Source organism: Dolichospermum circinale AWQC310F (genome assembly GCF_000426925.1).
GTDB classification, from domain to species: Bacteria; Cyanobacteriota; Cyanobacteriia; order Cyanobacteriales; family Nostocaceae; genus Dolichospermum; species Dolichospermum circinale.
Window position 1 is genome coordinate 122,439 of the sequence record NZ_KE384664.1, and the last position, 429, is coordinate 122,867.

General features: G+C 37.5%; 1 pseudogene. It reads left to right on the forward strand.

The window, feature by feature from the left end:
- Positions 1–18: 18 nt before the first annotated feature.
- Positions 19–429 (forward strand): annotated as a pseudogene (locus ACIR310F_RS0102665) (addiction module component); the annotation flags it as partial.

A 429-nucleotide genomic window follows, 5' to 3' on the forward strand; every position in this document is an offset into this window, starting at 1 on the left:
ACGTAGCCAACCAAGTTCATGAAACTCAAAGTAAAGAATCAATTAACCGTTACGAGAATCGCCATTTTAGGGACTAAAAAACTAAATATTTGGAAATCTAACGAACTTGATTTAATTGCTTTGCGTTTGGGACAACTACGCTCTGACTTGTGGAATGAGTTCGGTTCTTTAAAGGCTTGGGGCATTTCTAAATTTGAAATTGACAAACAGCTACGCACATCTAAAGACAAGTACCAATTACCTGCTAAGTTATGGGAAGCAACCCTCTATGACGTAATTGATGATATTCATTTAGTTCAGGCTGCTTGCATTGAAAAAGTGATGAAATCCCTAGGTCAATCATTCCAATCCTTCCAGTCTAAAAAAGGGGTTTTACAACTTACATTAGAAAGTCGTGAATGGTTGAAACACCCCAAGCTTTGCACCTTA